The 616-nt window shown below is 49.0% G+C and carries 1 pseudogene; it reads left to right on the top strand.

What is annotated here, in order from left to right:
- Positions 1–49: 49 nt before the first annotated feature.
- A pseudogene (locus K5Q92_RS23900) lies at positions 50–616 on the top strand (thiamine pyrophosphate-binding protein); the annotation flags it as partial.

Below are 616 nucleotides of genomic sequence, written 5' to 3'. Positions count from 1 at the left end.
TTTTTTTTTTTTTCAAGCAGAAGACGGCATACGAGATTCATGAGCGTCTCGTGGGCTCGGCTTTATGGCGCTCGGTTTAGCCAAGGCCAGTCAAGCACCTGTAGCGATTATTACCACCTCAGGCACTGCAGTTGCCAACCTGTATCCAGCAGTGATCGAGGCTTGGCTGACTCGTGTTCCCTTAATCGTATTATCTGGTGATAGACCTCCAGAGCTTATCGATTGCGGCGCCAATCAGGCTATTATTCAGCCTGCTATTTTTGCTCAGTATGCCAAGCAACTAAACCTGCCTACACCCGATCTAAATATTGCTCCTCAAGCATTGCTTAGCCTGTTAGATGAAGCGGTTTGCAACCAATCACAGCCTGTTCATATTAATTGTATGTACCGTGAGCCCCTGTACCCCAACGAGCCTAAAGTAGATTTTGAACATTACTTAGCGCCAGTTAAGCAGTGGCAACAAAATACAGCACCGTATAGCCAATTTGCCAAGCTAAGCACTGGCCTATTGCCTACATCTGACGCACTCGCCCGCTTCGTACATGGCAAAGGGGTTATTGTTGCGGCAACGCTCGCGCCAGAGCAGCAACCGGAGCAGCTGATTGAGCTAGCCCAC

It is taken from the genome of Shewanella sp. MBTL60-007, from assembly GCF_019654915.1.
Taxonomy (GTDB): domain Bacteria; phylum Pseudomonadota; class Gammaproteobacteria; order Enterobacterales; family Shewanellaceae; genus Shewanella.
This window is presented reverse-complemented; position numbering and strand designations above follow the sequence as displayed.